This is a genomic window from Armatimonas sp. (genome assembly GCF_031410135.1).
Taxonomy (GTDB): Bacteria; Armatimonadota; Armatimonadia; order Armatimonadales; family Armatimonadaceae; genus Armatimonas.
In genome coordinates this window covers 1-2,694 of record NZ_JANNYP010000275.1, presented here as the reverse complement: position 1 = coordinate 2,694, position 2,694 = coordinate 1, and the positions used below count along the sequence as shown (strand labels likewise).

The following is a 2,694-nucleotide window of genomic DNA, read 5'->3' as shown; positions in this document are numbered from 1 at the left end:
GCTTGGATCACTCGCCCCTGAAGCTCCGCATCCAGCTTTCCAAAGAGTCTCTTGAGCTGCCAGCCACTGACGAGCGCCACCAAGATCGCAATCAGCGTCGGCCCGGCCACAGTCAGCCGCGCGTTCATGGCGAGTTTGCGCAGGATAATCTCCCCCCACGCGCTCGCTCCTTTCCCTGCTGCCTGCCCAATATGCGACTGCGCCGCGCCCGGCATCAGCCGATCCAGCCCCGCCAGCGCTGCGACCACCACAAATGGCAGCCCCCCCCGCCACCAGAATTTTTTGCTCGGTGGGAAAAACGCCACACACGCCGCCATCGCGCCTCCCGCATTGGCCCCCAGCATCGGCAAGCCCAGCAGTAGCACAATTCCCGCGCCCACGAAGCCCAGAAAGCGCTTTGGCACACTCATCAGCGCCGCCCCGATCAGCAAGCCGATGTACTCGTTGCCAATCCCATAGAACCGAATCCCCGAATCGTAGTAGCCCGAGAGGGCTGAGTGAGCGACCATCCCCCAGCCAAAGATCGTATCGAGCACGACCAATACCCCAAAGAGCTGGAGAATATCTGTCACTGCCGAGGGGCGCTTCCCCGGGCGGGAAAAGGCGGCGATGACCAGCGTAGCCAAAAAGAACATCGCAATCTGTGCCGTCGCCGAGGGAGCCAGTCCTGCGGGCAAGAGCGCCAGTGTCCCTGCTGTCGCTACCGCCAAGGCACTCCGCGCCGCCTTCACAAGCTTTGGTTTACGCAACGCCCCGATTCCAAGCGCCAGCCCAAGCCCCGCCAAGCTCCCCCAGAGCACAAGAACGGGAACTTTCGCCTCTTCCGTCGCTTCAAACCAGTCCCCCAGGTAGCGAATCAGTCCCAACCCACCACGGATAACCTCAACCGGGCGGCCCTCGCCCATCAAATCCGCTACTGTCACTAACCCAAGCGTGCGTGTGGAAGGCGAGGTAACCGCACTCCCGCTTGCAGTGCCTTTTTCCAGCAAGCGCAGACGGCGAATCTTGGGAAGGCCATTCAGCGGCTCCCCGATCACCGCGAGGCGAATATTGCCGCGCTCGGCACGCGAAATTAGGGTTTCGAGGGGCTCGGTTGAGGGATCAGGAAGCTTTCCGGTCGCCGTGTGGACGTAGCCAAACGCGCCTTTGAGGTTCAGGGAAGTGATGTCGGGCGGCGACGAGACCACGAGCGGGGGTTGTGCTTGTGCGAGAGGGCAGAGAAGGAAGAGGAGAAGGAAGAGCCATCTCCCCCCGCTTCGCGGCCATCTCCCCGGCTCGTTCCTCGCCTCCCCTCTTCCCCTATTGCTCCTTCGTCGCGGGAAGAGGGGCTGTTCACCCTCTTCCCAGCGAGGTACGAGTGGTAGGGGAAGAGGGTCGCGCGAGGTACGAGTGCGGGGAGATGGCACACCCTACCCCAGCGCCGCACGCGCGGCGTCCAGCGCCTCGCTGAGCTTGCTGGCATCGCGGCCCCCGGCTTGGGCGAAGTCGGGGCGACCACCGCCGCCGCCGCCGGATGCTTGGGCAGCCGCTTTGACGAGATTGCCGCAGTGGACTCCCTTGGCAACGGCATCTTTCGTGGCCTTGGCGACAAAGACCAGTTTCTCGCCCGAGACGGCACCAAGCACGACCACGCCCGCGCCGATGCGCCCGACCAGCTCATCGGCCAGCTTGCTCACGTCGTCGGTCTCGACCGAGGCGATCACGACCTTGTAGCCATCTTTCTCGCTTGCTTCGGCCAGCAGCGTGTCGGCGAGGGAGCCTGCGGCGGCGGACTTGAGGGACTTTAGCTCGTGCTGGAGTTCTTTGGCGTGCGCTTGTAAGCGCTCAATGGCCTCGGGGACGGCATCGGGCTTGACGGAGAGAATTGCGCCTGCGCTTGCCAGCGTGGCGAGCTTGGCATTGAGATAGGCAAGCGCCCCTTCACCCGTCACGGCCTCGATACGCCGAACGCCCGCCGCCGCACTTCCCTCCGAGAGGAGCTTAAAGAGCCCAATCTCATTGGTGTTCTTGACATGGGTTCCGCCACAAAGCTCCACGGAGTATTTTCCACCAACGCTTACCATACGCACGACATCGCCGTATTTCTCGCCAAAGAGCATCATCGCACCGCGCTCTCGGGCATCGTCCTGGCTGGTCTCGACCGTCTCTACGCCATAGCCTGCGTAGATCGCTGTGTTTACCTCGGCCTCGATACTAGCAAGCTCGTCGTCGGTGAGGGCGGCGTTATGGGAAAAATCGAAGCGCAGGCGGTCGGGGGCGACCAGCGAGCCTTTCTGCGCCACATGCGTTCCGAGTTGCGAGCGCAGAGCTTTATGCAACAAGTGCGTTGCCGTGTGGTTGCGCAGGATCGCCGCACGCCGCACCATGTCCACTCGTGCCGTTACATCGACGTTGAGCGTCAGCGCCCCCGATGCCACCTTCCCGTGGTGGAACCAGAGCCCATCGCGCTTCAGAGTAGTGCTAACAGCAAACGACGACGAGTACACAACGCCCGCGCCGCGCTCCTGGTCGAAGTCAATCGTCCCCGTATCGCCGACTTGGCCGCCGCTCTCAGCGTAGAACGGAGACGCAGCGAGAATTAGTTCCGCCTCCTCGCCCTCTTTAAGCTCCTGAAGCGGCTTGCCGTTCTGGAGGATCCCAACAATCTGCGTCTGCTCAGAGGTCTGCGTGTACCCGACGAACTTGGTGTGCGGC

At 62.9% G+C, this 2,694-nt stretch carries 1 protein-coding gene and 1 pseudogene; both read right to left on the bottom strand.

Going from position 1 to position 2,694, the window contains the following annotated elements; all coding sequences use genetic code 11:
- A pseudogene (locus RMO15_RS10225) lies at positions 1 to 1,187 on the bottom strand (hypothetical protein); the annotation flags it as partial.
- 222 nt (positions 1,188 to 1,409) lie between these two features.
- Positions 1,410 to 2,694, bottom strand: a 1,285-nt coding sequence (locus RMO15_RS10220) for a DHHA1 domain-containing protein (protein WP_309711518.1), incomplete at its 5' end; no start/stop codon positions are given.